Annotated in this window: 23 protein-coding genes and 1 tRNA gene; 9 read left to right on the plus strand and 15 right to left on the minus strand. The window is 42.4% G+C overall.

The genetic code is table 11. The features are described 5' to 3' along the window. The 3 genes from ACILP5_RS06820 to ACILP5_RS06830 form a co-directional block, all read right to left on the minus strand. Positions 1-232 (minus strand): DUF3871 family protein (locus ACILP5_RS06820; protein WP_395617910.1); only part of this gene is annotated, 232 nt, incomplete at its 3' end. After that, positions 210-1,085, minus strand: coding sequence for an AAA family ATPase (locus tag ACILP5_RS06825; RefSeq protein ID WP_395617911.1), 876 nt, complete (start codon positions 1,083-1,085; stop codon positions 210-212). The genes ACILP5_RS06820 and ACILP5_RS06825, both read right to left, overlap by 23 nt. Positions 1,086-1,167: 82 nt before the next feature. After that, a complete protein-coding gene (locus ACILP5_RS06830; protein WP_395617912.1) occupies positions 1,168-1,548 on the minus strand; it encodes a hypothetical protein in 381 nt (126 codons plus the stop codon). Between the two features lie 167 nt (positions 1,549-1,715). Between ACILP5_RS06830 and ACILP5_RS06835 the strand changes: the two genes are divergently transcribed. Next, on the plus strand, positions 1,716-2,132 hold the full coding sequence (locus tag ACILP5_RS06835) for a hypothetical protein (RefSeq protein ID WP_395617913.1): 417 nt from the start codon (positions 1,716-1,718) through the stop codon (positions 2,130-2,132). Positions 2,133-2,193: 61 nt separating this feature from the next. Here the strand turns inward: ACILP5_RS06835 and ACILP5_RS06840 are convergent, their stop codons facing one another. Both ACILP5_RS06840 and ACILP5_RS06845 read right to left on the minus strand, forming a co-directional pair. After that, the gene (locus tag ACILP5_RS06840) at positions 2,194-2,691 is read right to left on the minus strand and encodes a hypothetical protein (RefSeq protein WP_395617914.1); all 498 of its coding nucleotides are present in this window, start codon (positions 2,689-2,691) and stop codon (positions 2,194-2,196) included. Positions 2,692-3,075: 384 nt separating this feature from the next. Continuing rightward, positions 3,076-3,150: transfer RNA gene (locus ACILP5_RS06845), tRNA-Val, on the minus strand. Positions 3,151-3,298: 148 nt separating this feature from the next. Here ACILP5_RS06845 and ACILP5_RS06850 point away from each other — a divergent pair. Next, entirely contained in the window at positions 3,299-4,111 is an 813-nt protein-coding gene (locus tag ACILP5_RS06850; RefSeq protein ID WP_395617915.1) for a TerC family protein, read from the plus strand. On the opposite strand, the gene ACILP5_RS06855 is transcribed toward ACILP5_RS06850, so the two are convergent. The 9 genes from ACILP5_RS06855 to ACILP5_RS06895 all read right to left on the minus strand — a co-directional run bounded on the left by ACILP5_RS06855 (position 4,108) and on the right by ACILP5_RS06895 (position 14,153). Further along, a complete protein-coding gene (locus ACILP5_RS06855; protein ID WP_395617916.1) occupies positions 4,108-4,410 on the minus strand; it encodes a nucleotidyltransferase family protein in 303 nt (100 codons plus the stop codon). The two genes, ACILP5_RS06850 and ACILP5_RS06855, sit on opposite strands and share 4 nt — an antisense overlap. A gap of 47 nt (positions 4,411-4,457) precedes the next feature. Continuing rightward, on the minus strand, positions 4,458-4,871 hold the full coding sequence (locus ACILP5_RS06860) for a thioredoxin family protein (protein ID WP_395617917.1): 414 nt from the start codon (positions 4,869-4,871) through the stop codon (positions 4,458-4,460). Between the two features lie 116 nt (positions 4,872-4,987). Then, the gene (gene dnaN, locus ACILP5_RS06865) at positions 4,988-6,112 is read right to left on the minus strand and encodes a DNA polymerase III subunit beta (RefSeq protein WP_395617918.1); all 1,125 of its coding nucleotides are present in this window, start codon (positions 6,110-6,112) and stop codon (positions 4,988-4,990) included. A 94-nt stretch (positions 6,113-6,206) separates the two neighbouring features. Next, complete coding sequence (gene gldG / locus ACILP5_RS06870) at positions 6,207-7,862, minus strand: gliding motility-associated ABC transporter substrate-binding protein GldG (protein WP_395617919.1); 1,656 nt, start codon at positions 7,860-7,862, stop codon at positions 6,207-6,209. A 62-nt stretch (positions 7,863-7,924) separates the two neighbouring features. Next, a complete protein-coding gene (locus tag ACILP5_RS06875) occupies positions 7,925-10,042 on the minus strand; it encodes a peptidylprolyl isomerase (RefSeq protein WP_395617920.1) in 2,118 nt (705 codons plus the stop codon). A gap of 96 nt (positions 10,043-10,138) precedes the next feature. Continuing rightward, on the minus strand, positions 10,139-11,263 hold the full coding sequence (locus ACILP5_RS06880) for an aspartate aminotransferase family protein (RefSeq protein ID WP_395617921.1): 1,125 nt from the start codon (positions 11,261-11,263) through the stop codon (positions 10,139-10,141). Between the two features lie 83 nt (positions 11,264-11,346). Further along, complete coding sequence (gene argC / locus ACILP5_RS06885) at positions 11,347-12,288, minus strand: N-acetyl-gamma-glutamyl-phosphate reductase (RefSeq protein WP_395617922.1); 942 nt, start codon at positions 12,286-12,288, stop codon at positions 11,347-11,349. A 1-nt stretch (position 12,289) separates the two neighbouring features. Next, positions 12,290-13,483 (minus strand): argininosuccinate synthase, encoded by a 1,194-nt coding sequence (gene argG / locus ACILP5_RS06890; protein ID WP_395617923.1) that lies wholly within the window; start codon positions 13,481-13,483, stop codon positions 12,290-12,292. A 7-nt stretch (positions 13,484-13,490) separates the two neighbouring features. Then, the gene (locus ACILP5_RS06895; RefSeq protein WP_395617924.1) at positions 13,491-14,153 is read right to left on the minus strand and encodes a GNAT family N-acetyltransferase; all 663 of its coding nucleotides are present in this window, start codon (positions 14,151-14,153) and stop codon (positions 13,491-13,493) included. Positions 14,154-14,381: 228 nt separating this feature from the next. Here ACILP5_RS06895 and aat point away from each other — a divergent pair, with 228 nt between their 5' ends. Both aat and proB read left to right on the plus strand, forming a co-directional pair. Continuing rightward, entirely contained in the window at positions 14,382-14,990 is a 609-nt protein-coding gene (gene aat, locus ACILP5_RS06900) for a leucyl/phenylalanyl-tRNA--protein transferase (protein ID WP_395617925.1), read from the plus strand. Between the two features lie 13 nt (positions 14,991-15,003). Beyond that, entirely contained in the window at positions 15,004-16,032 is a 1,029-nt protein-coding gene (gene proB / locus ACILP5_RS06905; protein ID WP_395617926.1) for a glutamate 5-kinase, read from the plus strand. A gap of 198 nt (positions 16,033-16,230) precedes the next feature. Here proB and secA read toward each other — a convergent pair whose 3' ends face one another. Then, entirely contained in the window at positions 16,231-19,584 is a 3,354-nt protein-coding gene (secA, locus tag ACILP5_RS06910; RefSeq protein WP_395617927.1) for a preprotein translocase subunit SecA, read from the minus strand. A gap of 152 nt (positions 19,585-19,736) precedes the next feature. On the opposite strand from secA, the gene ACILP5_RS06915 reads away from it, so the two are divergent. The 5 genes from ACILP5_RS06915 to ACILP5_RS06935 all read left to right on the plus strand — a co-directional run bounded on the left by ACILP5_RS06915 (position 19,737) and on the right by ACILP5_RS06935 (position 24,659). Further along, complete coding sequence (locus tag ACILP5_RS06915) at positions 19,737-20,210, plus strand: hypothetical protein (RefSeq protein WP_395617928.1); 474 nt, start codon at positions 19,737-19,739, stop codon at positions 20,208-20,210. Between the two features lies 1 nt (position 20,211). Next, positions 20,212-21,582, plus strand: coding sequence for a DUF1800 family protein (locus ACILP5_RS06920; protein ID WP_395617929.1), 1,371 nt, complete (start codon positions 20,212-20,214; stop codon positions 21,580-21,582). A 2-nt stretch (positions 21,583-21,584) separates the two neighbouring features. Continuing rightward, positions 21,585-23,123 (plus strand): DUF1501 domain-containing protein, encoded by a 1,539-nt coding sequence (locus ACILP5_RS06925; RefSeq protein ID WP_395617930.1) that lies wholly within the window; start codon positions 21,585-21,587, stop codon positions 23,121-23,123. 26 nt (positions 23,124-23,149) lie between these two features. Continuing rightward, entirely contained in the window at positions 23,150-23,839 is a 690-nt protein-coding gene (locus tag ACILP5_RS06930) for a DUF6089 family protein (RefSeq protein WP_395617931.1), read from the plus strand. A 79-nt stretch (positions 23,840-23,918) separates the two neighbouring features. Beyond that, on the plus strand, positions 23,919-24,659 hold the full coding sequence (locus ACILP5_RS06935; protein ID WP_395617932.1) for an isoprenyl transferase: 741 nt from the start codon (positions 23,919-23,921) through the stop codon (positions 24,657-24,659). The last annotated feature ends 9 nt before the right edge of the window (positions 24,660-24,668 follow it).

Consider the following 24,668-nt stretch of genomic DNA (forward strand, 5'->3'; position numbering starts at 1 on the left):
TAATCACGTCGTATGTGGTCTGAATGAAATCCCCATGACTAATCAGCGGTTCATTGTCTTTACTAAACACAGGAATGATATGCTGACTTTGAATCTCTTGAAGGTTTACTTCGATGGTATTAGCTCCTATAAATGCTGAGCTACTAGATTCGATAAGGTGCTCCTCTATCTTGATATAAGAAGCGTATTCTTCCTCCTTCATGGGTGGATTAACTGTTAGTTGGTTGTTCATTTGGAATGGGGTTTAAGTTGCCTTCTAAAGCACGATTTTTAGCTTGTCTTAGCTCTTGCTTTCGCTTCTCATAATATGGCAAAAGCAAGTCATTAAACTGGGTAAATTGGTTATACAATCCCAGTAATTCGATGATGGTGGAAGCGTTGTTGATACGATCTTTCACGTAATCAATTTGAGGCTCTAATTCCTCCATACACCATTTGGAGATGATGTTTCCTGTTGTAGCGGAAAGCTTATGTTCAGGCTTTCCAAAGAACAGTCCTGTACGATCTTTGCTAGCATGTGCCAGGTTCTTATTATCTAAATCAAACACGAGCGTAAACTCGTAATCTAACCCATCACGTTGAACAGATTTAAGTCCTACCTTTTCAGGAATGGTTTTACCGTTTTTCTCTGTAAGGACATAGTCTTGTTTGGTTCTCACCGTAGCAATGATGTGAACAGGTGCTTGCAAGATCTTCTGTACAAAAGCATTATGCCGTGGTGTAACCTTGTTCCAGTTGGTAAATGAATTACCTGATAGAGAACCGTGGTAATCAAGCAGGCATTCCCACTCGTGAGTTATTGAATCTAAAACAACCACTTCAATCCCTGAGGCCACACAAAAATCAATGGCTTCTATGTACTTCTCTGGTTCAAATGGTGAACAGATACCTAACACCTTGTATCCTCCTAGATGAGCGTATAAATGAGAAGATTCATTCTCTGTATCTATAACAGCCACCTTTTCCCAAGATTGACATAATCCGTGAGCAACAAGTAGGGCAGAATATGTCTTACCACTACCACTATGACCTTGAATAGCCATCTTAATTTTAGCCCGTTTTCTTTGGGCGATTTGAAATTCCATAACATATATAGTTTAGGTATAAATGAAAAAAGGGGCATAGCAACTTGCTACACCCCTTAATGCGAAGAAATAACTAACTTGATTAGATAGCTAGTTTATAACTGTTTTGATTAATCTTCTCCTCAACCACCTCAAGCTGAGTTTCACCCAGTAGCTCCATACTTCCTTTTGGTCGGTAGGCATAGCTGTGAGCTAGTGTGATCACTTCTCCCGTAGTTTTGTTGGTGTACTCATAAGGATCTGATTCAATCCGGACAATGTCCCCTTCAATCTGCTGACCAATCATCAGTTTAGCTACATCAGCTGAGAAAGTAGAAGGAATCCTGCACTTTCGACTGGTAGCATAGAACTTCCCCGTGTTTTGAGATTGAACAAGTTCTAATCCTCCTGAAAGTTCAAGAAGAACAAATGTTTGGCCATTAGATGAGTTGACCTTCTCCATGTAATCTGATACAATTACCATAACGTTAATAATTAAGAATGTGAAAAATGATAGGTCAGAATTGACCCAGGGAGAGACACCCGCCTGCCCAAGACCCCCGAGGGGTTGCAGTGTGGAGTACCTTAATGGAGGGGGTACAAGGAAAATTTTTTTTCGATTAAATATTTTTTAGATTTGTAAAAAAAAATATGAAAAATCTTTTTGCATTCTTTTTATTTGCAATTCTAGTAAGTTGCGGAAGTTCATTAAAAGAACCTGAGAGTAATTCTGATCACAAAAATATCATCGGAATACCAGTAAAAATAGATAATTTAGAAATAGCGCAATATGATTTCCCTTTCCTAATGGAATGGAAAGAGGCAAATAAAGCATGTAATTCCTTAGGTAGTGGGTGGCGGTTGCCTACTAAAATAGAATTAGAGAAATTGTATACAAATCAAGACAAAATTGGTAAATTTTACGCTTATTATTATTGGAGTTCCACCAAGACAAATAATCCCACCGATTTAGAATATGCTTGGAAGATGTTTTCCGACGATCCTAAACAATACGATATTTCAAAAGGATATTATTATGGTGCTCGAGCTGTAAGAACTTTAAAATAATATTTTATAACTCGAAAATTACTATTCTAGCCAAATAAAAATATTTATTTTGATATAGATTCTATCTACTCATATCAGGACAAGTTTTTAACAAATATTCTTGTGCAGGCTTTTCCATCTTTTCGTATTTTATATCATTGTAGGTAAAGTTTTCTTTATCCTTAATTAGATCAATTGTGTAGTTTCTTTGTGGATATTCGCCAACGGAATTAAAGTGAACAGTAATTTTTCCAACCGAAGACACACTCCAATTACCATCCGCCCTAACAATCCCTGTTATGGGAGTTTCGACAAACATACAGGCCGTTTTATCACCAAAGAGTTTAAATGCATATATATAATCATTCTTATTACTAATTGAAATATTTTGAATTTTTCCGCTCCAATATGTATTAGCTGCATATGCTTCTGTTTCTTCAATTGATTCTAAATTATTACAACCACTAATGAAAATAAAACTAAAAATAAGAAACAATGAATACCCTAATTTAATTTGCCAAGAATTCATTAAATGAGTATTGTGGTCATTTTGTGGAGTGTCAGTTTTTATTATTCTCATGATTTTTTTTAGATTTTTTTACATCCGAATATAAATATTATTTATATTTTAAAAAATTGAAATGTGAATTTTCGGAGAAAATTTTTCAAAAAAGAGATATTGCTTACCTCCCGAAGATAGAAAGTTCTTGCTAAATTACTAAACGAAGATCTCTGAAAACCGAGTGATAAATTTGCTTGAACAATGTGTCCACCTAAACTAACAGTTAATGCTATATATTTATTACTGTAAGCAATTTAGATTAGGCTCTAAAAAGACATATATATTGGGGGAGTGAGTACACAACGAAAGACACACAGAAACAAAACCTGTACCTATACCTGTACCTAGAAAACACAAAAGCCTATAACTTATTGAGTTACAGGCTTTTATTTTAGTTAATCGTGGTCCCACTAGGATTCGAACCTAGGACCCCCTGCTTGTAAGGCAGGTGCTCTGAACCAGCTGAGCTATAGGACCATTTTCTTGAATTGGTTTGCAAATATCTTATTTTAATTTAAAATATGCAAGTCAGGGTTTGAAAAAAGATGATATTTTTTGACCCTGAGGCACTTTTCGTTGATTATCTGCCTGAAAGACACCATCTTTACAGCTGAAAAATATTTTTATGGAATCATTGCTTTCAGTGGATAGTATTGTCAGTTTATTGACATTGACGTTTTTGGAAATCGTATTAGGGATTGATAATATCATCTTTATATCGATTACGGCCTCTCGCTTGCCTAAAGAGGAGCAAGGCAAGGCGCGCAACATAGGTCTATTGCTGGCTATGGTATTCCGGATTATCCTGTTGTTCGGTATCTCCATCCTGATATCCCTGCAGCAACCCTTCATGCACATCCAGTCTAAATGGTTCCAGGCTGCACCTTCGGGTCAGGCAATCATCCTATTAGCAGGAGGCCTATTTTTGATTTACAAAGCGACGAATGAGATCTTCTTGAAACTAGAAGGAGAGGAGCAAGTGATCTCCCCCGCAAAGAAAGCGGCTAATTCAGTAGGCAAGGTCGTCACCCAGATCGCCCTGATCAACCTTGTCTTTTCTGTAGACTCCATCTTAACTGCGATAGGCCTCACAAATGACATGACGATTATGATCATCGCCGTAGTCGCTTCAGCCGTCATCATGATGGGATTCTCTGGCCCTGTAGGTCGCTTTGTGAACAATCACCCGTCTTTACAGGTTTTGGGTCTATCCTTCCTCATCATGATTGGTTTCATGCTGATCGCCGAGGCAAGCCACGACTCTGAGTTACAGATTTTAGGTAATTCTATAGGCCAAATTCCTAAAGGTTATTTGTATTCTTCTATCGTATTTTCCTTATTCGTTGAATTTGTTAACATTAAGTTACGGAAGAAGTCAATTGAAAAAGTCGAGATCAGAGACCTAAAGAACCAGGCGGAGAGAGAAGGGATTATTTAATATCCATAAACAAGTTGCTTAGTTTGATTAACAACTTGTTTAAAATAAGGATTCTTGATGGCTTGCGCTTCCAATAAATCTACTGGACGGTTAAATATCTCTTGAAGTGAGAACTTGAAATCGAAATAATTATCAGCGTAATGGTTGACATCTATGTCGTCGAAATCGACAATCAAATCAATGTCACTTTGATGGCTAAATTGAGGCGTTAGAACGGAACCAAAGGCATACAAACTCTTTACCCTGTGGTTCGTACAAAGGGCATTGATTTCATTTTTGTATGCTGTAAGCGTGTTCATAATACGAATTAGAACGTAAACTTAACGTAAATCAATGCCGAAGCAAACTATTTAATGCTTTTCGCAATCGATAGCAGCTCTTTTGCGCCACCCTGAGGAAGTCCTAAGACCTTCTTCTTCACTTTGCCTGCTGCATCTAAAAAGAAGATGGTAGGATATCCTTCTAATGGATACATGTTTGCTAAAGCTGGGCCTTCGCCTGCTTCCATATCTACACCGATAGACACGTAGTTTTCGTTAATGTAAGCGCCTAATTCTTTATTAGGGAATACATTTGTCTTTAATACTTTACACGGGCCACACCAGGTCGTATACGCATCGAACATGATGCCTTTGTTCTCTTTCTTGGCTTTAGCCATTGCTTGTTTGAAGCTTCCTTCGAAGAAACGTACGCCTGATGGCTCGTCTTGGGCTAGGCTAGCAAAAGAGAGGAACAGAAGGGCAAATAATAAGTTTTTCATAGCATATTTTTTTAATGGTGAGTGGTAAATGGTGAATGGGAAAAGGCTTAAATCAAAAATCATTTACCACTTACCATTTATCATTTACCGACTACCGATTACTGGATACTGATTACTTAGTTGTAAGAGTTCAACATTACTGGCATCACCAGTAAAAGCACATCCTCATTCTCATCTTGATCCGACGGAATAATCAAACCAGCCTTGTTAGGCTCGCTTAATTTAATGTCCACGAATTTCGCTGATAAGTTGCTTAGTAATTCAGAAACTAATTTCGCGTTGAAACCGATCTCCATGTCTTTTCCTGCGTAGTCGCAAGCCAGCACTTCGTTCGCCTCGTTCGAGTAATCCAAGTCCTCTGCTGAAAGCGTTAGCTTGTTAGCGGATAGCTTTAAGCGGATTTGGTGAGTTGTCTTGTTTGAGTAGATCGAGATACGTTTTACCGAGCTCAAGAACTCAAGACGGTTGATCGTTAAGATCTCGTTGTTTTCTTTCGGGATCGCGTTCTCGTATTCTGGGAAACGCTCGTCGATGATGCGGCAGATTAAGGAGAAGCTTTGGAAGCTGAAGAAAGCGTTTGAGGCGCTGAATTCAACCGTTACTTTCGTGTCATCTGCGGGAAGAGTGGATTTTAATAGGGCCAAAGCCTTCTTTGGCAAAATTAAACTACTCTGTGCATCCGGACGGATATCTTTACGACGGTAACGCACGAGACGGTGACCGTCTGTCGCTACGAAATTCGTGTGATCGCCCATCATCTGGATTAAAACACCGGTCATCGCTGGACGCATATCGTCGTTTGAAACCGCTAATAAGGTATTCGCGATCGCTTCACCTAATACCATGGAAGTAAGAGAAATTGATTGATTCTTCGCTACTTCTGGGATACGTGGGAAGTCGATTGGATTTTCGCCTGAAAGCTTGAAACGACCGTTTTGGGTAGAGATTTCTGCCCCGAAAGTCGCTTGATCTGCTGAGATCGTCACCGGCTGTTCTGGTAAGCTGCGTAGGGTTTCTAACAATAAACGCGCTGGAAGAGCGATCGATCCATTCTCGAATCCTTCTACTTCTAAACGCGTCGTCATCACCGTTTGTAAGTCTGATGCCGTTAAAATCAAGGTATTGCCCTCTAATTCCACTAAGATGTTCTCTAAGATGGGGATGATCGGGTTGCTCGCAACGACGCCATTGATGGCTGATAATTGCTTTAATAAGACATTAGAGGCGACTAGAAACTTCATTATATATTAGCTTTATGATACGTGTAAAAGGGTTTTCGACAGGATGCCGTTCAAACCTTGAAGTTAAAATAATTTAGGCTTTCTACCAAAGCTTTTAGCGATTGTATTTGCGCTTTCTATAAAAGACCACGGCTAAAGACAAAAGTGTGGCAAAAAGAAGCGGCACCGCAATGTTGATGACCTGGTAGAAGGTGCCGTCTGCTTGGATTTTGGCCTTATCTAAAGGACGCAATTGAATCGATTTCGATCGAGCTAACAGCGGCGAATTGTCATCTAATAAATAGGTGAAGGCATTCAAAAGGAAATCTTTATTCGAGAACGTATTCTTCATGAAGGGGTCAAAACCTAAGGGCAAGGCCTGTTTTGCCGCATAATTCACCTCATTCAACGCGATGTCTCCATCGCCCACTAGGATGATCGCACTGGACGTCTTGCCCTGCGCCACAAAGTTTGTGTCCTGGTTCGCATACGGAAACGCGGATCTAAACATGCCTTCCACGAGATAGCCCACGGTTTGAACACCTGCCGTATAGGATTCCGGGTCAAAATCCTTCCCAGCCGAATTCACCGAAATCAAAGACGGCGCCTTCGATACCTGGGAGTATTTGCTGGTACTTAATAAAGGCGTTTTATGCAGTGCCACTCCAGCGATTGTATCAATCGAAGAGCTAAACTTGCCGAAAATCGCATCCAGGTTCTTAGTTATAATGAAATCAGGATTACCTTTTAACAGTGGGTAAGATGGCCAAGGCATCAGTTGAATGTTCGGTTTATCACCTAGATTTCCCACATTCAAAGGGATCATGCCGGAGTTTTGGGCATCCTTTACCAGGTTGTTATTTAACCTCAGGCCGTAATGAAATAGGAGGTTCTCTAGGCCATGGCGTTTAGGGCTAATGAATAGTCCCTGCTTTTCCACCGTGTCCACTTTCACGCCGTCCATCAGGAAGATGGCCTTACCTCCTTTGACAATAAACTGATCTATTTTATAGGCATCCTCCTCGCTGAATTCGCGGCTAGGCTGTAACACACAGATCCCGTCCAGGCCATCTAAGGTTTTAGAGGCAGCTAAGTCTACCGGATACAGGTCATATTTGCGTTTTAAGCTATTAATCAGATCGATCTGGGCAATCGCTGGGGTTGTGGAATATTCGACAAAGAAACCGATCTTCTTGCGCTCCTGCGGCATCAATTGTTGAATGCCCTGAATGATTTCGAATTCTAAGCCCTCGATGGACTGGTTTATGGCTTCCTCCGGACTCGCTAATTTATTTCCCTTTAACAATAGAACACCGGTCTTCAAGGCACCCTTCGAAATCACTAAACCCGGGAAAACCAATTGCTGCACCTGCTTGCCATTGTCCTTATGTACCAGATTCGTAGGGGGAATGCCTAAAGAATCCAGCTGGCGAGTTAAGTCAGCCCGAGACTCTTCAGTAGGATATGCGTCATACACATCGATCACCTCGACCTCGATTTGCGCTCCGGCACTCGACTGCATGTCTGAAAGTAGATCCAGCGTTTCTTTTTTCAGCCGTTCAAATCCCCCGGGTAAATCATCCCCACCTAAATAGACTTGCACTAAAAGGGGAGCATCAATACTTTCCAGGATGGCCTCACTCGATTCGCTTAGGGTAAACTTACCATCCTCACTGAGGTCAAAACGTCCGCGCACAAATGGACTTAACGCAATCAGTAAAATACCGATTCCAATAAGGTAAAAAGCGCTAAAACGTTTCAAATGTTTCATCCTTCTGTTAAACAAGAAAAGCATCCCTTGCAGAATGCTTTTCTAATCGAAATGTTTCAATATTAATAGAACTTGTAGCGCTTGTCTACAATGTTCGCATTTTCTTTAATCGCTTCGTTGATGTAGAATGAAGAACGTTGTGTGTTCATCATTTGGATTTGATTCTTGAAATTAGAATAATCCGCTAATGCTGGAGCCGGAGCACCGCTTAATTTCTCAGCGATAAACACCCCATTGTCTCCTACGAAAACTTTCGAACGCTTACCGTTTTTCAAACCAGCAATGCGACCTAATGCAATTGCATCTGGACCCGCTGTATTTAACATACCAGTAGCTAGAGTAATGTCTTGAACGTTTTCAACTAATGCACCCGCACCGTATGCCTGCGCGATTTGCTCTAATGAACCTTTCTTGTTAGCTAATTTCTTAATTACGACTTCACCTTTCAATTGATTGCGCACTAAGGCTGTTAACTCCTGGCGGAAGTCCTCTACTTTCACATTATCTTTTTCAGACTTTCCTGTTACGTAAGCAACGATGTATTGTGAATCTTGCTCAAATACACGCTTAGAACCATCACCTACTGATGTATTGTCATCAAATGCCCAACGTACGATCTCACGCGCATTTGCTAAGTTATTCACCGCAGACGCATTTTCTGTTAAACGATCCGCGCGCATCATGATTAAGTTTTTGTCCTTTTTCAAAGCCACTTCGAACGAAGCTAAGTTGCCATTTGCATTCGCAAACGCATCCGCCGTCGTAAATACTTTATCCATCGTCGCTTGAGAAGGAGCGATGGTCTTATTGATCGCCGCTAACTTATAGCTCGTGTTTGTCTTCGCGTCAGTTACTTTCACTACGTGGAAACCGAATTCTGTTTCTACGATACCAGGCATTAAACCTGTACCATTGAAGCCGAATAACGCTTTCTCGAATGACTTAGCCATTCCACCGTTGTTTTTGAAGTAACCTAAGTCACCACCTTGTTGAGCGGTGCCGTCCATTCCATTCATTTGGGCTAAAGTCTCGAAGCTCGCGCCTCCCTTAATTTGTGCCAAAATTCCTTCCGCACGTGTTTTCGCCTGCGCCTTCGCTGAATCCGACTTGTCCGCTGGTGCGATTAAGATGTGGCTAGCACGCATCGTAAACAATGTATCTTTCTTCACACCACCGTATTTGTAGATGGAGTAAGTCATGCCGTTTTTAAAAGGTCCGTAGATACCACCCACTTGGAAAGTACCTAACTGCTCTTTCACGCCTTCTGGAATTTCTGCATAAGAAACTAAATAAGGAGTACGGATATCAGAATTCAATACAGCAAACGCTGAGTCATTCGTCGCTACCGCTAAATCCTTCGCTAATTTCTTAATCGAGTTATAGAACTCCACTGTATCTTGCTTCGTAGGTATCACCGGGAAAGTCACATATTGAATCGAACGTGTGTTCGTTCCTTTGAACTCATCCTTGTGCTTCGCTAGGTATTCTTCTAATTGAGAATCTTGTACTTTAATGGTTGAATCCGAAACGGAGAAGAAAGGAACAAATAAGAATTTCGCATTAAACTTTGCTGTTTGAGCTTGGTATTCCTTCGCAGCATCCGCTTGAGTCACGTAGTTAGACATACGCATTAAGTTCTCATACTTCGTACGGATACGATCTTGAGCGATTGATTTCTCAAAACGATCCCAAGATTGTTGTTGCTCCACTGGCAATGTCTTCAAATTCTTTAAGAACTGAACGACGAACATCTTGTCGAATTGACCTGTTTGTGGGTTAGTGAATTGCTGACGAACAGAAGGGTGGATATTGTTTCCTTGCACCATGTCGATTAATTCTTCATCCGAAACCTTGATTCCTAACGCATCGAATTCTTTCTTGTATGCGATGTCTAAGATTAATTGGTTCCAAACCTGGTCACGAATCATGCTTGCCTCTTGCTCAGATGGACCTTTGCCTGTTTGAGCCGTGTAATTTTGAGTCTGCTCTTCTACTTTCTTTTGGAAATCTTGAATCAGGATGCTTTCTCCAGCGATTTCACCCACTTCTTGTGAGCTAGATCCGAACAAAGAGGATTGACCTTGGAAAATATCGCTTCCCACTAGGAATAAAACTAAACTGATAGCAATCGCTGCCGCCGCTACTCCTGACTTCTCTCTAATTTTTGTAATTAATGCCATTATAAAGGATAAATGATTGTTTTTACTCTATTTTTTGCTCTTGTGTTTTGAACAAAGAAACGCAAAATAATCACATTTCTAGTTCAAAAGCAAGGGTTAATTTGCTAAAACCGTTTTTAAACTTTGTAAAAATTGATCCGCAATTTTCTGATCGATCGCTAAGCTAGGTAAAAGACGCAAGGTATGCTTCCCGGAATAACCGCAGAAGATGTGTTCTTTAAACAATAAAGCATCTCTCACAGTCCCCACAGGCTGTTCCACCTCAATCCCGATCATCAACCCACGACCCCTCACATCCGTGATGCCGTTAATACCTTTCAGTTCTTTCTGAATATAGTCACCTATTTTCGACGCGTTCTCAATCAACTTTTCTTCTACTATCACATCGAGCACCACATTCGCCGCCGTGCACGCTAAGTGATTTCCCCCAAAAGTCGTCCCCAGCAAGCCATAACTCGCCTTTATATGCGGCGCAATCAAAACCCCACCAACAGGGAAGCCATTGCCCATTCCTTTCGCAGTCGTCATCATATCCGGATGAATCCCCGCAAATTGATGCGAAAAGAACTGACCCGAACGGCCATAACCGCACTGAACCGAATCTAAAATCAACTGTGCACCCGTCTCATCACAACGCTTTCTAAGCGCCTGCAAGAATGCATCACTCGCCACCTGAATTCCACCCACACCCTGAATTCCTTCCACGATCACCGCCGCTGTTTCTTCCGTAATTCCCGCTTCCAATCCCTCTAGGCCATTAAATGGCAAGAAACTCACATGCGATGTATCATTAATAGGTGCTACAATGCTCGGATTATCCGTTACTGCCACCGCCCCAGCCGTACGACCATGGAAAGCCTTCGAAAACGCAACCACCTTCTTACGACCAGTATGAAAAGACGCTAATTTCAAGGCGTTCTCATTCGATTCCGCCCCCGAATTCGTTAAAAACAAGGTATAATCTTCGTATCCAGACACTTTACCTAGCTTCTCAGCCAACTCTTGCTGACCCGATATAATGATTGAATTCGAATAGAAGCCAATGTTATCTAGCTGCTCCGTCATTCGCTTCACATAGGTAGGATGCGAGTGTCCGATGGAAATCACTGCGTGACCACCATATAAATCCAGGTATTCCTGCCCATTTTTGTCCCAAACCGTACTACCCTTGGCTTTCACAAGCTCAATGTCGTAGAGGGGGTAAACGTTGAATAGTTGCATAAACATTTAGATGAGAGATAATAGAGTAGAGATTAGAGATAGGAGATAGTTTTATCTATACTCTCTACTCTCTAATCTATACTCTAGAACCCAATGGCTTTTAACTTCAATCCTGCATCCTCGCTCCACCCCAGCATCAAATTCATATTCTGAACTGCTTGGCCGGAGGCACCTTTAATCAAGTTGTCTATTACAGAGCTGATGAGGATTTGGCCCTCATGAACCTGTAAATGAAGAAAACACTTGTTTGTATTCACTACTTGCTTCACGTCCACGGCCTCTGGGCTGAGGAAAACAAAGGGCGAATTTGCGTAGAAATCTTCGTATAGTTTTTCGGCTTGTTCCTGCGTCCCGCTGTAAGGCGTGTACACATTTGCCATAATCCCGCGCGAGAAATTGCCGCGGTAAGGGATAAAATGGATGGCCTTATTTGTACCTAACGTCTGTTTAATCTCTGCCAAATGCTGGTGCGTAAACGTCTTGTACACACTCACATTGTTATTTCTCCACGAGAAATGGCTCGTAGGAGAAAGCGATTGTCCGGCGCCTGTCGAACCAGTGATGGCTGAAACGTGTACGTCTTCGGTGATTAAACCTGCGTTTGCGAGGGGCAAAAGGGCTAATTCGATCGAAGTGGCGAAACAGCCAGGGTTCGCGATTTTGGTCGCGGATTGGATTTTTTCTTTTTGGAACTCCGCTAAACCATAGACGAAGCCTTCGGATTCATCACGGAAATCTGTGCTTAAATCGATGATTTTCGTGTGCCAAGGAATGTCGTTTGCGGCTAAGAATTTTTTGGATTCGCCGTGGCCTGAGCAAAGGAAAAGGACGTCAACGGGTGTTAGGTCTTTAACAAATCGTAAATGCGTGGAGCCTAATAAATCGGTATGCACGTCTGAAATCAACTTTCCAGCCTGTGAATTCGATAATATGCAGGTCAAATGCACGTCCGGGTGATTCACCAAAATTCTCAGTAATTCACCACCCGTGTAGCCTGCGGCCCCTACGATTCCGATCTTTGCCATGTTATTGTTCGTTAACTTTCCGGTGGATCATGGTTTGGTTAGATGCAATCTTCGAGAATCCTCTCACATCGTCTCCTGTCCATGCTTTATTCATTTCGCCATAAGCGCCAAAAACCGACGACATCAAATCGTATTTCGATTCCATTCCCGTCACCATAAACTGGTAAGGAGATAGCGTCACGTGAACCGTTCCCGTCACATTTCCTTGCGTATCCGCTAAGAATGTTTCGAAATTACGCATCACAGGCTCTAAGAATTGGCCTTCATGCAATAAGGTGCCGTACATATCACCGATGTTTTGTTTCCAATACAATTGGTGCTTCGTCAGCACGTGTTTCTCTAATAAATGGTGTGCTTTAATAATGATCAAAGGCGCAGGAGCCTCAAAGCCTACGCGACCTTTAATCCCGATAATCGTATCACCCACGTGGATGTCACGACCGATTGCAAAAGCACCCGCTCTTTCCGTTAATTCGCGGATCGCCGCCACTGTTGACGGGAATTTCTTTCCGTCTAATCCTACCAGCTGTCCTGCTTCGAATTGCAAGCTAATTTTCTCTGGAGTTGTCTTCGTTAATTGGGTAGGCCAAGCCTCTTCTGGCAAATAACCATCTGATGTCAAGGTCTCTTTTCCGCCTACTGAAGTGCCCCAAAGCCCTTTATTGATCGAATAAGTCGACTTGTGCCATTCTTGAACCACACCTTTAGACTTTAAGAATTCGATTTCGGCTTCTCTAGATAATTGTAAGTCGCGGATCGGTGTAATCACCTCGCACTCAGGTGCTAGGATTCTGAACACCACGTCGAAACGAACTTGGTCGTTACCTGCGCCTGTACTTCCGTGCGCGATGGCTTTCGCACCTAATTTGGCCGCATACTTAGCGACTGCCGTAGCTTGAAAAACGCGCTCAGCAGACACAGATAGGGGATAGGTGTTATTTTTTAAGACGTTTCCGTACACTAAATACTTCAAGCAATCTTGGTAGTATTCCTCCACCACGTCCAAAGTCACGTGCGAAGTCACCCCTAACGTATAGGCTTTCTCCTCGATGGTTTTTAACTCCGCCGGAGAGAATCCACCCGTGTCCACAAGGGCCGAATGCACTTCCATGCCGCGCTCTTCCGTTAAATATTTCACACAAAAGGAGGTGTCTAAACCACCACTAAACGCTAGAATTACTTTAGGCTTGCTCATACTTTATTTATTTAACCTTCTTCTTGAAAGGCAGTAATAATTTCTCTTTAAACTTCTTTAAACGCGTAAAATCGCCAATATTCTTTACGAATAGCCATTTTTCGTCTTTCTCTTCTGGCGATTTTTTGTCCGGATTCTCAGGATCGTAAATCATTCCCGTGCACAAACAGATATTACGTTCCGTTCTGGTCAGGATATCAAAATTCACACAGGATTCACAGCCTTTCCAGAAATTATCATCTACTGGCAATTCCGCGAAGGTCGTAGGTTCATAGCCTAAATCAGAGTTAATTTTCATGACCGCTAATGAGGTCGTGATACCGATGATTTTTGCGTCTGGGAAACGTTCACGAGATAATTGAAAGGCGCGTTCTTTTACGGCTTTGGCAACTCCGTATTTTCGGTAACTAGGTTTCACAATCAATCCCGAGTTTGCGACAAACTTCCCGTGTTGCCAGGTTTCCACATAGCAAAAACCCACAAAAGAGCCGTCTGCGTCGTCTGTAGCGATGATGGCCTTTCCTTCGGACATCTTCTCTTTTAGGTATTCTGGGGTACGTTTAGCAATTCCGGTTCCGCGTGCTTTGGCTGATTCAGCCATCTCGTTGCAGATGGATTGGGCTAGGTCGAAATGTTGTTCGCTAGCCACTTGAACGGTATATTTATTCATGAAGGGACGAAAATTAAAGAATGAGACAAATTACACACACACACCTGTAGGGTATCAGACCCGAAAGATGAATCGTCTCCTTCGTCGGAGCATAGATGCGAGGTAATAATTTGAATTAATAAAGGTCATTCCTTAGTTTTGTCAAAAGCAAAGTCAACTGTTGTTGACATTTAAGGGTCGAATTTCGGTAAATCTTCGTTTAAATCCCAATAAACACGTAATTATTTCATGGAAGCCTCCACTCCCGTTACCGCCGAAACCCTAGTTTACGCCTATGCATCGGGTATGTTTCCGATGGCGGAAGAGTCTGGAGAAATCTTTTGGTATAGTCCAGATCCGCGCGCAATTATTCCGATTCAATCTTATAAGCCTGCCAAATCGCTTAGGCCGATTATCAACCAAAACCGCTTCGAAATTCGCCTAGACACCAGTTTCGAGCAAGTCATGCGCAATTGTGCCTTGCCTCGAGCCACAGAAGACGAAACTTGGATTTCAGAGGAAATGATCGCTGCCTATTCCGAATTACACCGGATGGGATTAGCACATTCCGTAGAAGCATGGCAAGAAGACAAGTTAGTGGGAGGATTATATGGAGTGTCATTGGGAGCTGCCTTTTTCGGTGAATCCATGTTCTCCTTAGTCTCTAATTCCTCGAAAGTGGCCTTTCATTATTTGATCCAAATCTTGCGCGAACAAAAATACCAACTCCTCGACTCGCAATTCATGAACGACAACGTCTTGCGTTACGGAGCCATCAACATTCCGCGTACAGCCTACATAAAAAGACTCGCCAAAGCCCTAAAATCCACCTGCGACTTTCAAAAACCCGCAATTTAACGTAAATTGCGGCATGTATAGGCCCATTCTTGTCATCAAATTCGGTTCGTCTTCCATCACCCACAAGAACGGGGAGGTGAACGAACAGACTTTGGAAAAGATAGCCGCCCAGGTATCCAGCCTCGCAAAAGACTACGACATCGTCCTAGTTTCCTCTGGAGCTGTCGCCGCTGGAAAGGCCTTCATGAAAAATTACAAAGGCACCCTTTCAGAACGAAAAGCCGCCGCAGCGATTGGAAACCCCATCTTGATCGCAAAATACAACCATTACTTCTCGAAATACGGCATCTCCATCGCTCAATCGCTTTGCGAACGCCACCATTTCTCGAACCGCGAATCTTTCCTTCAACTCAAGGAAACATATACAGAGCTTTGGAAAAGCAACGTCATTCCCATTGCAAACGAAAATGACGTAGTCTCAAACACCGAACTAAAATTCTCCGACAACGACGAACTCGCAACTTTGATCGCGACCGGCTTTGGCGCAGAAAAACTTTTAATATCTACCTCCGTAGGCGGTCTCTTAGACGCAAACGGCGAAATCATCCGCCACGTACCTAAAATCGACGCCTCCACTTTATCCGTCGTTTCCTCCGACACCTCGTCCACCGGACTAGGCGGTATGATCTCAAAACTCACCTTCACCCGCCTCGCCATGCGCTTAGGCATCAAGGTAGTCATTTTCGGATTAGATAACGAAGGCGGAATTGTAGACGCATTACACGAAAAAATAGGCACCGTCTTCGAAGCAGGCAAAGCCAGCCTCACCGCCCGCCAAAAATGGCTCGCCGCCGGCAGCCTCATCACTGGCAAAGTCGTCCTAGACAAAGGCGCCGTCAAAGCCATTAATTCCCGAAAGAGTCTATTATCCGTCGGCATCACCGAAATTCTCGGTGATTTCATGAAAGGCGAAGTGATTGAATTACTAGATACCACTAAAACTCCCTTCGCGATTGCGAGGGCAAGATGCTCGAAGGCGGAGTTGGAAGGGGCGAGTATGGGAGTGGAGGTTGCAAATGCTGATGATATAGTTTTGATTTGACCGGCCAAAGTGGTCTACGCCATACTTTATGCCGGTCAAATCAAAACTATTCTCTTTCTGAATTACATCAAAGAAGGCGCCATCGGCGCCTTCTTATCTATACTCTCTTATCTCTACTCTAATAAAAACTGTCGACTAGCGACTAGCGACTATCGACTAGCTAAATTTAATATTAAGGCATCCGCCTTAATATTAAATTTATGCTATAACCACCGCTCTCCCACTCTCCACATCCTGCTCCACGGTCTTGTACTTCACATCTTCTTTGATGCTTCCGTCAATGTATTGAACAGTCACGCGTTGGTTACGGTCAGCGATTTTGATCGCTTGGCGAGGTGCCGCGCGTTCTACCGATGGGGTAGAAGGGTCGTGATATTCCTCTTGAGAACCGGCTAGGCCACCTAATAAAGAGGAGATGGCATCGTCTTTGCTCATTTGCAATTTCGGCGCTTTCTCTTTTGGAGCTTTTACTGCGGATTGATTTGTTTGTTGAACCGCTGGAATTTCTGCTTTGACTACAAAGCTGATGGTGTCCATATTTACGCGGGATACGAAACGTTGGAACAAGTTCACAGATTCGAATTTGTAGATCAATAAAGGATCTTTTTGTTCGAATACGGCATTTTGAACCGATTGTTTCAAGTCGTCCATCTCGCGTAAATGCTCTTTCCACTCTTGGTCGATTAGCGAAAGGGTGATGAATTTCTCCATCTCTTTTACGACTTCTTTTCCTTGTGTTGAGATTGTTTTGTCCGCATCTACGATGATTCCGGTCGTCATTTGACCATTGCTAATAGGCACTTGGATGCCTGAATAGCCATGTTGCTTGGCTTCTTGAGCCACTTGAATGACTTGAGAGGCGATGACCTCGTTTTTCGACTTGTAATGTTGCTCTGCTGCAATGAATAATTGTTCCGTTCTTTGGTCATTATTCAATTTATTGAATGCAGACGCATCGAACGGAGGCTCCATGCCTAATAATTCAATCGTTTTTAATTCGAAATCATCATAGTTCGTGTAACCTGTCGTGATGTCGCGGCATACGTCGAACAAAATGTTGATGATATCCAATGAAAGACGCTCGCCTAAAAGGGCGTTTTGGCGACGTTTGTAGATAGCGTTACGTTGGTAGTTCATCACGTCATCGTATTCTAAAAGACGCTTACGAATGCCAAAGTTGTTCTCCTCCACCTTCTTCTGTGCTCTCTCAATCGAGGAGGTAATCATCGAGTGTTGGATCACTTCGCCTTCTTCCATTCCCAGACGGTCCATCACTTTCGCGATACGGTCTGATCCGAATAGACGCATCAAGTTGTCCTCTAGTGAAACGAAGAACTGAGAAGAACCTACATCCCCTTGACGACCGGCACGACCACGTAACTGGCGATCGACGCGACGTGATTCGTGGCGTTCGGTACCGATGATCGCTAGACCACCCGCCGCCTTTGACTCTGGGCTTAATTTAATATCGGTTCCACGACCGGCCATGTTCGTAGCGATCGTTACCTTGCCTGATTGACCCGCTTCTGCGACGATTTCGGCCTCGCGTGCGTGTTGTTTGGCATTCAAAACATTGTGTGGAATCTTACGAATGGTCAGCAAACGGCTTAATAATTCCGAGTTCTCTACCGAAGTCGTACCTACCAAGACTGGGCGACCACTAGCTACTAATTCTTGAATTTCCTCTGCTACGGCATTGTACTTCTCCCGAACCGTACGGTACACTTTATCTTCGTGGTCCTTGCGCTGAATGACGCGATTCGTAGGGATTGAAACGACATCTAATTTATAGATGGTCCAAAACTCACCTGCTTCTGTCTCCGCAGTTCCCGTCATACCCCCTAATTTGTGGTACATTCTAAAGAAGTTTTGGAGGGTAACTGTGGCATAGGTTTGGGACGCATCCTCTACATTAACGCCTTCTTTCGCTTCAATCGCCTGGTGTAAGCCATCTGAATAACGACGGCCTTCCATCACACGACCCGTTTGCTCATCTACGATCTTCACCTTGCCCTCTACGATAATGTACTCGGTGTCCTTCTCGAATAGGGTATAGGCCTTTAATAACTGGCTAACAGTATGAATGCGGGAAGCTTTCTCGTTGTAATCTTGGATCAATTGCTCTTTCGCGGCAAGACGATCCGCATCCGATAAATCGGCTGTTTTCTCGATGCGGTTTAAGTCGATCGATAGATCGGGTAACACGAAGAAGTTCGGATTTTCGGTGTCTCCACTCATGAATTCCAAACCTTTCTCGGTCATCTCCACCTGGTTGTTCTTCTCCTCGATGGTGAACAAAAGAGGCGCTACTGCCTCCGGCATCATCTTTTGATTGTCAGCTAAGAAGGTGCTTTCCGTCTCATTCATCAATTGCTTCATCCCGTTTTCGGACAAAAACTTGATCAATGGCTTCGACTTCGGTAAACCTTTATAGGCACGGTATAGGGCTAAACCACCCTCTTTCTTATCGCCAGCAGCGATTAATTTCTTTGCTTCGACTAAGAAGTTTTGAACGATCTGCTTCTGTGCTTCTACTAATTTGTGAATTCGGGGTTGGAAGGTTTCGAACTCTTGCTCATCACCTTTTGGAATTGGTCCAGAGATAATTAATGGCGTTCTCGCGTCATCAATTAAAACCGAATCGACCTCATCGACCATCGCGAAATGGTGTGGTCTTTGGACTTGATCCTCTAAACTACGCGCCATGTTATCGCGCAAATAATCAAAGCCAAACTCATTGTTCGTTCCGTAAGTAATATCAGCCCAATAAGCCGCACGACGCTCTTCTGTATTCGGCTCGTGCTTATCGATGCAATCCACTTTCAATCCGTGGAATTCGAACAAAGGTGCGTTCCACTCGGAGTCACGTTTCGCTAGGTAATCATTCACCGTAACTAAGTGAACCCCGCGTCCCGCTAAGGCATTTAAATAGGAAGGAAGGGTAGAAACGAGTGTTTTTCCTTCACCCGTACCCATCTCAGAAATCTTTCCTTGGTGTAATACGATACCTCCGATCAGCTGCACATCATAGTGCACCATGTCCCAGGTAATCTCATTTCCAGCGGCTAACCATTGATTTTTCCAAATCGCTTTGTCCCCCTCAATCACTACATTCTTCTTCTTGGACGCAATGAATTTATCGTCTACTGTCGCTAAAACGACTAGTTGTTTGTTCTCTGTGAAACGACGCGCTGTTTCTTTTACCACCGCGAAAGCTTCGGGTAAAATCTCCATCAATACGACTTCTAAACGGCTATTGCGCTCGAGTTGTAAGGCATCAATTTGTTGGAAAAAACGATCCTTCGCATCCACATCCTCTGTTTCTTCCGCAGAGGTATGTAGGGAAGTAATTTGATTATCTATATCTGCTACAAAATCTCCAATTCTTAATTTGAATTCCGCCGTTTTAGCGCGCAATTCGTCATCTGATAATGAATTAAGCTTTGAATATTCGTTTTTTATGCTCTCGACGATAGGCATCAACGCTTTAATGTCGCGCTCTGATTTCGTGCCAAATATTTTCGTTACCGATTTACTGATGAATGAAATCATTATAATAATCTGTGCTTTCTAGGCGTTTGTAAAAATGAACAGGCAATTTACCAATTTGAATTTTTATCCTAACTATAAACGATAAATTAATACAAAAAAAGGTAAGAATTCCCTCAAAATTAGTTGATTTGTAAATTAATCTCCTTAACAAAATGTCTAACGTTCCAGTTCCACCGCGCAGAGTTCCTCGCAAGAAACTAAAAATGCCTCTTTTTGGAGGTATGGGTGGTGGCGCATCAGCAAATAAGGAAGATTTTTTTGGCAAAAACTTCGGCTCTATTCTGATCGCTATGACCGGAATGGCCTTCGCAGCACAAATTTTCCTACCTAATCTTTGGTCTCAAAAAGTCTACAATGACGCAGATGAAATAACCGAAATGGCCTGGGATGGATCTATTCGAAAGAAATATACGGATGCGAAATACAAGAGTGATATTCATTATTACTTAGTCATAAAAGGGAAGAAGGGTAAAAAGCAGATTGTCGATCTAGTCGATGCGGATCCTGTTTTCTTCGATCAACTAGCTGTCCCTCAAAGAGTAACAAAAGTAGCCAATTCACTAGATGTTCATGTTCAACGTTTCTCAAAGCCTGACACGACTTTGCGAATTAAATTCTTAAAATAAGATGCCAGTTTGGAATTCCACTCATGTCGGTCATTTGTTAGCTAGGACACTCTTCGGGTATTCTAAGAATGACTTATCTGTTGCCCAAGGCTATGGTACTTTTTCAGATTTAATTGATTTAGCCCTTCTAAAAGATACACCTGCACCAGCTGCTCCTAATACCTGGGTGACCACGGTCCCTGCCGCTGCTCAGAATACCTCCGGTCAAACAGGCACCTGGTACCGCGAATTCAACTATTGGTGGTTTAATCTGATGCACAAAGAGGGCTTGAATATGCGAGAGAAAATGGTGCTGTTCTACCATAATCATTTTGCGAACGAGCGGGATAAAGTGCAATATCCCCAACACATGTACGCTCAGAATGCCTTGTTTAGAAAATATGCCTTTGGTAATTTCAAGCAGTTAGTCAAAGAGGTTGCGATTGATCCTGCGATGCTGATCTATTTAGACGGGAATAATTCCCGGGGAGCCACGCCGAATGAAAATTTTGCTCGTGAGCTACTCGAGTTATTTACAATGGGCATTGGTAATTATTCAGAATTAGACGTAAAACAATCGGCTAAGGTGCTTTCTGGATGGCAGGTGAATGGATTGACAGCAAATTTTGTGTCCACTCGCTGGTATACAGAGGCCTCCGTAACGATTTTGGGCAAAACGGCGAAATTTGATGTAAATACTTTGGTTGATCACATCTTTGAGCAGAAATCGACAGCAGAATTCATCTGCCGAAAACTCTACAAAGAATTTGTCTACTACAAACCGAATGAAGCATTTGTCACTCAGATGGCGGATGTTTTCAGGTCCAATAAGTATGAAATGAAGCCTTTATTGAGGTTTTTGTTCAACTCGGAAGAGTTTTTTAAAGCCAGTTATATAGGAAGTAAAATTAAAAACCCGATTGAATTGATGATAGGTAGTTCGAAATTATTGGAACTACCCACTCCAGACTATATCAACATGTACGAATTATCCCGAGTGTTACAGATGCAGCTTTTTCAGCCACCTGATGTGGCAGGATGGCCTGGGCAACGGGATTGGATTTCATCAACCACTTATTCTTATAGGGGAGGATTTACGGATTCGCTACTGACGGGTAAACGCTATAATGGGGTGAATGTCACGGGTAAATTAGTGCCAGTACCCTATGCACAAACGTTCACAAATTCAGAGAAAGCGGTAGAATTCGTAGAGGATGTGTGCAAACTGTTTTTAGCTTTTCCGATTACAGCGAAGAAGAAGGCTTTTTTGCTAGAGACTTTATTAGCGGGAACCATTGTAACTAATTATTCCACTTATTCACCCGGTGTAAGTGCAAATCTGCTGCAGTTCTTTAGAGCAGTGATGCGTTTACCTGAATTTCAACTTTGCTAAGGATGAAAAAGGATTTAACACGTTCAGAATTTTTACGTCAGATGGCGCTTCTTTCGGGAGGTGTCGGATTAGGAATTTCAGGGATGCCCGCTCAGGCCTATGCGCAATTGCCTGCTGGTATAGCTACTTCAGTTCCCACAGGTAATGCCCTAGTTATCATTCAATTAGTGGGAGGAAATGACGGTTTGAATACGGTGATTCCGGCAGAAAATGATATTTATTTTGCCAAAAGACCAGATATCGCCATCAAAAAGGAAAATGCGATCGCCTTAAAAAACGGGATGTATTTGCATCCATCCATGGCTCCCATCAAATCCTTATACGATCAAGGGAACGTTTCGATCATCCAAAATGTAGGTTATGCGAACCCTAATCGTTCCCATTTCCGTTCTACTGATATTTGGAACACCGGATCGGATGCAAATGTGGTCTGGGAGGAAGGATGGGCTGCGCGTTATTTGGCAGACAGGTACCCTAATTATCCTATTACGATGCCAACCCAGCCCATGGCCATTCAATTAGGCTCGGTTGAATCACTTTTATTTCAATCAGATTTAGGTCGATTTGGTACGGTTTTTGAGGATCCTAATCTCTTCTATCAGCTAGTTTCCGGTACCCTAGCTGACGATGAAATACCACCGGCTACACTAGCAGGGGATGAATTAGCCTTTTTAAAACAAATTTCAAGCACTTCTATTCAGTACTCGAAAGTGATTCGGGATAGAGCTTTGAAAGGAGCTAATAGGGTGACTTATCCCAATACGAACTTGTCAAAACAGCTAGGTATTGTTGCCAGACTCATCTCGGGGGGATTAGAAACTCCAGTCTATTTATGTACCATCGGAGGATTTGATACCCATGCGAATCAATTAAATCAGCACGCTAACCTTTGGAAACAAATATCAGAGGCGGTAGCTGCCTTTCAAAAAGACCTAAAAGCTCAAAATATATCAGATAAAGTTACGTTAATGACTTTTTCTGAATTCGGTCGTCGAGTAAATCAAAACGGCACTGCTGGAACGGATCACGGTACCGCCGCTCCTCTATTTGTGATAGGGGAAACCGTTCGAGGAGGAATAATAGGAGAGAATCCTAGTTTAACAAACGTGGATTCAAGCGGAGACATCAAATCTATGTTTGATTATCGTCAGATTTATTCTACCGTATTAAGAGATCATTTAGGTTTGAGCGCTACTAGCACAACGGAGATATTTAAAAAATCTTTTGAGCGTTTACCGATATTCTTGAGCTCACCACTTTTACAAGAAGCAGGTTCAAGATTTCGACTAATGGATCCTGCACCAAATCCTGCTACGGGTCTTGTCAGAATTCAATATGCTGTCTTTGAGAAGATGACCATAGATTTAGCACTCTACAATATGGTGGGAGAAAAAGTAGGATCCCTATTTTCAGGTGAAGTTGTATTGGGAACCTACACCCAAATTTTGGATACGAGCACCTTCCCAGCAGGAACCTACCTACTCAGTTTAGCTTCGTCTATAGGAGAACGAATTACCAAACGATTAATCATCATAAATTGAATCTAGATGCTTACCTTTGCAGATTAATGAAAAGAATTTCCAATAGTTTACTACTAGTTCTCCTATTTTGTATCTCTCTGAAGGCACAACAATGGACCTATGGTGCAGGTCTGGGTGGAGCTTTATACCATGGAAATTATGCTAATTGGAATTTAGTTCCTAACACAAAAGAATTAGCAAACATTAAGCCCAGCATTAATTTACAAGTGATGTATCAACGAAAATCATATGTAGATTTTCGAGTTCAAATGGCCTATTCTGGTTTAAGTGGGAATATAGAAAATAGGATTTCCCCCACTGTGGGTGGTTTAGCGGCGACTAATTTTTCAACCTCCATTTTTCAATTGGATGGCTTAGTTGATTATAATTTTTTGGATTATCAGTCTAATCGAAAAATCGTTAATTGGACTCCCTATGTTTATGTGGGTCTATCAGGCGTACTGGCTAAAGTATCGGGTGTGAATAATGGAGCAGATTTTAATTCTTCCGTATTTCCGGTTCTAGCCTTTCCTTATGGCCTTGGAATAAAATATCAAGTTAATCCTAAGGTTGGTTTGCAATTTGAGGCAGGTTCAAGAAAGACTTTTTCTTCTGCTCTAGATAGTCCAAGAGATACGAATGTCTCTAATTACAAGTTATTTGATGGCGATCAGTATTTATTTACGTCGATTAGCGTAACCTATACGATACAGTCCATTTTTTGTCCTACGGATTAACATTTTTTAATTGGATAAAGCCGTCTAAATAAGTACATTTGCCACCTTGTTACCTACTGGTAAATATTTTTATAAAGAATTGAAAGAGTCGATTGATCTTACGAATGTTCCCGTTCACATCGCCGTTATCATGGATGGTAATGGTCGTTGGGCTAAGCAACAAGGTGTTATGGATCGTGTTTTTGGACATAGATCAGCCTTGAAAGCAGTTCGGGAGACGATTGAAGGTTGTGGCGAATTGGGGGTGCGATTTTTGACTTTGTATGCTTTTTCTACCGAGAATTGGAATCGACCTAAGGCCGAGGTGACCGCTTTAATGAGTCTCTTGGTTAGTGCAATTAAGGATGAATTGCCTGGGATGAAGAAGAAGGATATTCGCTTACAGGCCATTGGTGATTTAAGTAAATTGCCAGCCTCTTCTAGAGCTGAACTAGAGAAAGCGATGGCTGAAACGGCTGAAAATAAGGGTTTAACCTTAGTGTTAGCCTTGTCTTATTCTGGTAAATGGGATTTAGTACAGGCCACTCAGCAGATTTCAGCAAAAGTAAAAACGGGAGAATTAGCTGCAGATTCCATTAATGCAGATACGATCCAAGCTCATCTGTCTACGGCTGATATGCCCGATCCAGATTTGATGATTAGAACAGGTGGAGACCACCGAATTAGTAATTTTATGCTGTGGCAATTAGCCTATGCAGAGTTATATATTTTTGAAGATTTATTTTGGCCTGATTTTAGAAAAGAACATCTGCATGAAGCGATTATCGATTTTCAAATGCGTGAAAGAAGGTTTGGGAAGATTAGTGAACAGTTAAATTAGGGGCTGAGG

The organism is Aquirufa sp. (assembly GCF_044239315.1).
GTDB lineage: Bacteria > Bacteroidota > Bacteroidia > Cytophagales > Spirosomataceae > Aquirufa.

Coding starts and splice junctions, on each gene's coding strand:
- dnaN (WP_395617918.1), bottom strand. CDS start 6,112: ATGAAGTTTCTAGTCGCCTCTAATGTCTTATTAAAGCAATTATCAGCC.
- ACILP5_RS06830 (WP_395617912.1), bottom strand. CDS start 1,548: ATGGTAATTGTATCAGATTACATGGAGAAGGTCAACTCATCTAATGGC.
- ACILP5_RS06860 (WP_395617917.1), bottom strand. CDS start 4,871: ATGAAAAACTTATTATTTGCCCTTCTGTTCCTCTCTTTTGCTAGCCTA.
- aat (WP_395617925.1), top strand. CDS start 14,382: ATGGAAGCCTCCACTCCCGTTACCGCCGAAACCCTAGTTTACGCCTAT.
- proB (WP_395617926.1), top strand. CDS start 15,004: ATGTATAGGCCCATTCTTGTCATCAAATTCGGTTCGTCTTCCATCACC.
- ACILP5_RS06895 (WP_395617924.1), bottom strand. CDS start 14,153: ATGAATAAATATACCGTTCAAGTGGCTAGCGAACAACATTTCGACCTA.
- ACILP5_RS06920 (WP_395617929.1), top strand. CDS start 20,212: ATGCCAGTTTGGAATTCCACTCATGTCGGTCATTTGTTAGCTAGGACA.
- ACILP5_RS06840 (WP_395617914.1), bottom strand. CDS start 2,691: ATGAGAATAATAAAAACTGACACTCCACAAAATGACCACAATACTCAT.
- ACILP5_RS06880 (WP_395617921.1), bottom strand. CDS start 11,263: ATGCAACTATTCAACGTTTACCCCCTCTACGACATTGAGCTTGTGAAA.
- gldG (WP_395617919.1), bottom strand. CDS start 7,862: ATGAAACATTTGAAACGTTTTAGCGCTTTTTACCTTATTGGAATCGGT.
- ACILP5_RS06915 (WP_395617928.1), top strand. CDS start 19,737: ATGTCTAACGTTCCAGTTCCACCGCGCAGAGTTCCTCGCAAGAAACTA.
- ACILP5_RS06855 (WP_395617916.1), bottom strand. CDS start 4,410: ATGAACACGCTTACAGCATACAAAAATGAAATCAATGCCCTTTGTACG.
- ACILP5_RS06850 (WP_395617915.1), top strand. CDS start 3,299: ATGGAATCATTGCTTTCAGTGGATAGTATTGTCAGTTTATTGACATTG.
- argG (WP_395617923.1), bottom strand. CDS start 13,483: ATGAGCAAGCCTAAAGTAATTCTAGCGTTTAGTGGTGGTTTAGACACC.
- secA (WP_395617927.1), bottom strand. CDS start 19,584: ATGATTTCATTCATCAGTAAATCGGTAACGAAAATATTTGGCACGAAA.
- ACILP5_RS06825 (WP_395617911.1), bottom strand. CDS start 1,085: ATGGAATTTCAAATCGCCCAAAGAAAACGGGCTAAAATTAAGATGGCT.
- ACILP5_RS06925 (WP_395617930.1), top strand. CDS start 21,585: ATGAAAAAGGATTTAACACGTTCAGAATTTTTACGTCAGATGGCGCTT.
- argC (WP_395617922.1), bottom strand. CDS start 12,288: ATGGCAAAGATCGGAATCGTAGGGGCCGCAGGCTACACGGGTGGTGAA.
- ACILP5_RS06835 (WP_395617913.1), top strand. CDS start 1,716: ATGAAAAATCTTTTTGCATTCTTTTTATTTGCAATTCTAGTAAGTTGC.
- ACILP5_RS06930 (WP_395617931.1), top strand. CDS start 23,150: ATGAAAAGAATTTCCAATAGTTTACTACTAGTTCTCCTATTTTGTATC.
- ACILP5_RS06875 (WP_395617920.1), bottom strand. CDS start 10,042: ATGGCATTAATTACAAAAATTAGAGAGAAGTCAGGAGTAGCGGCGGCA.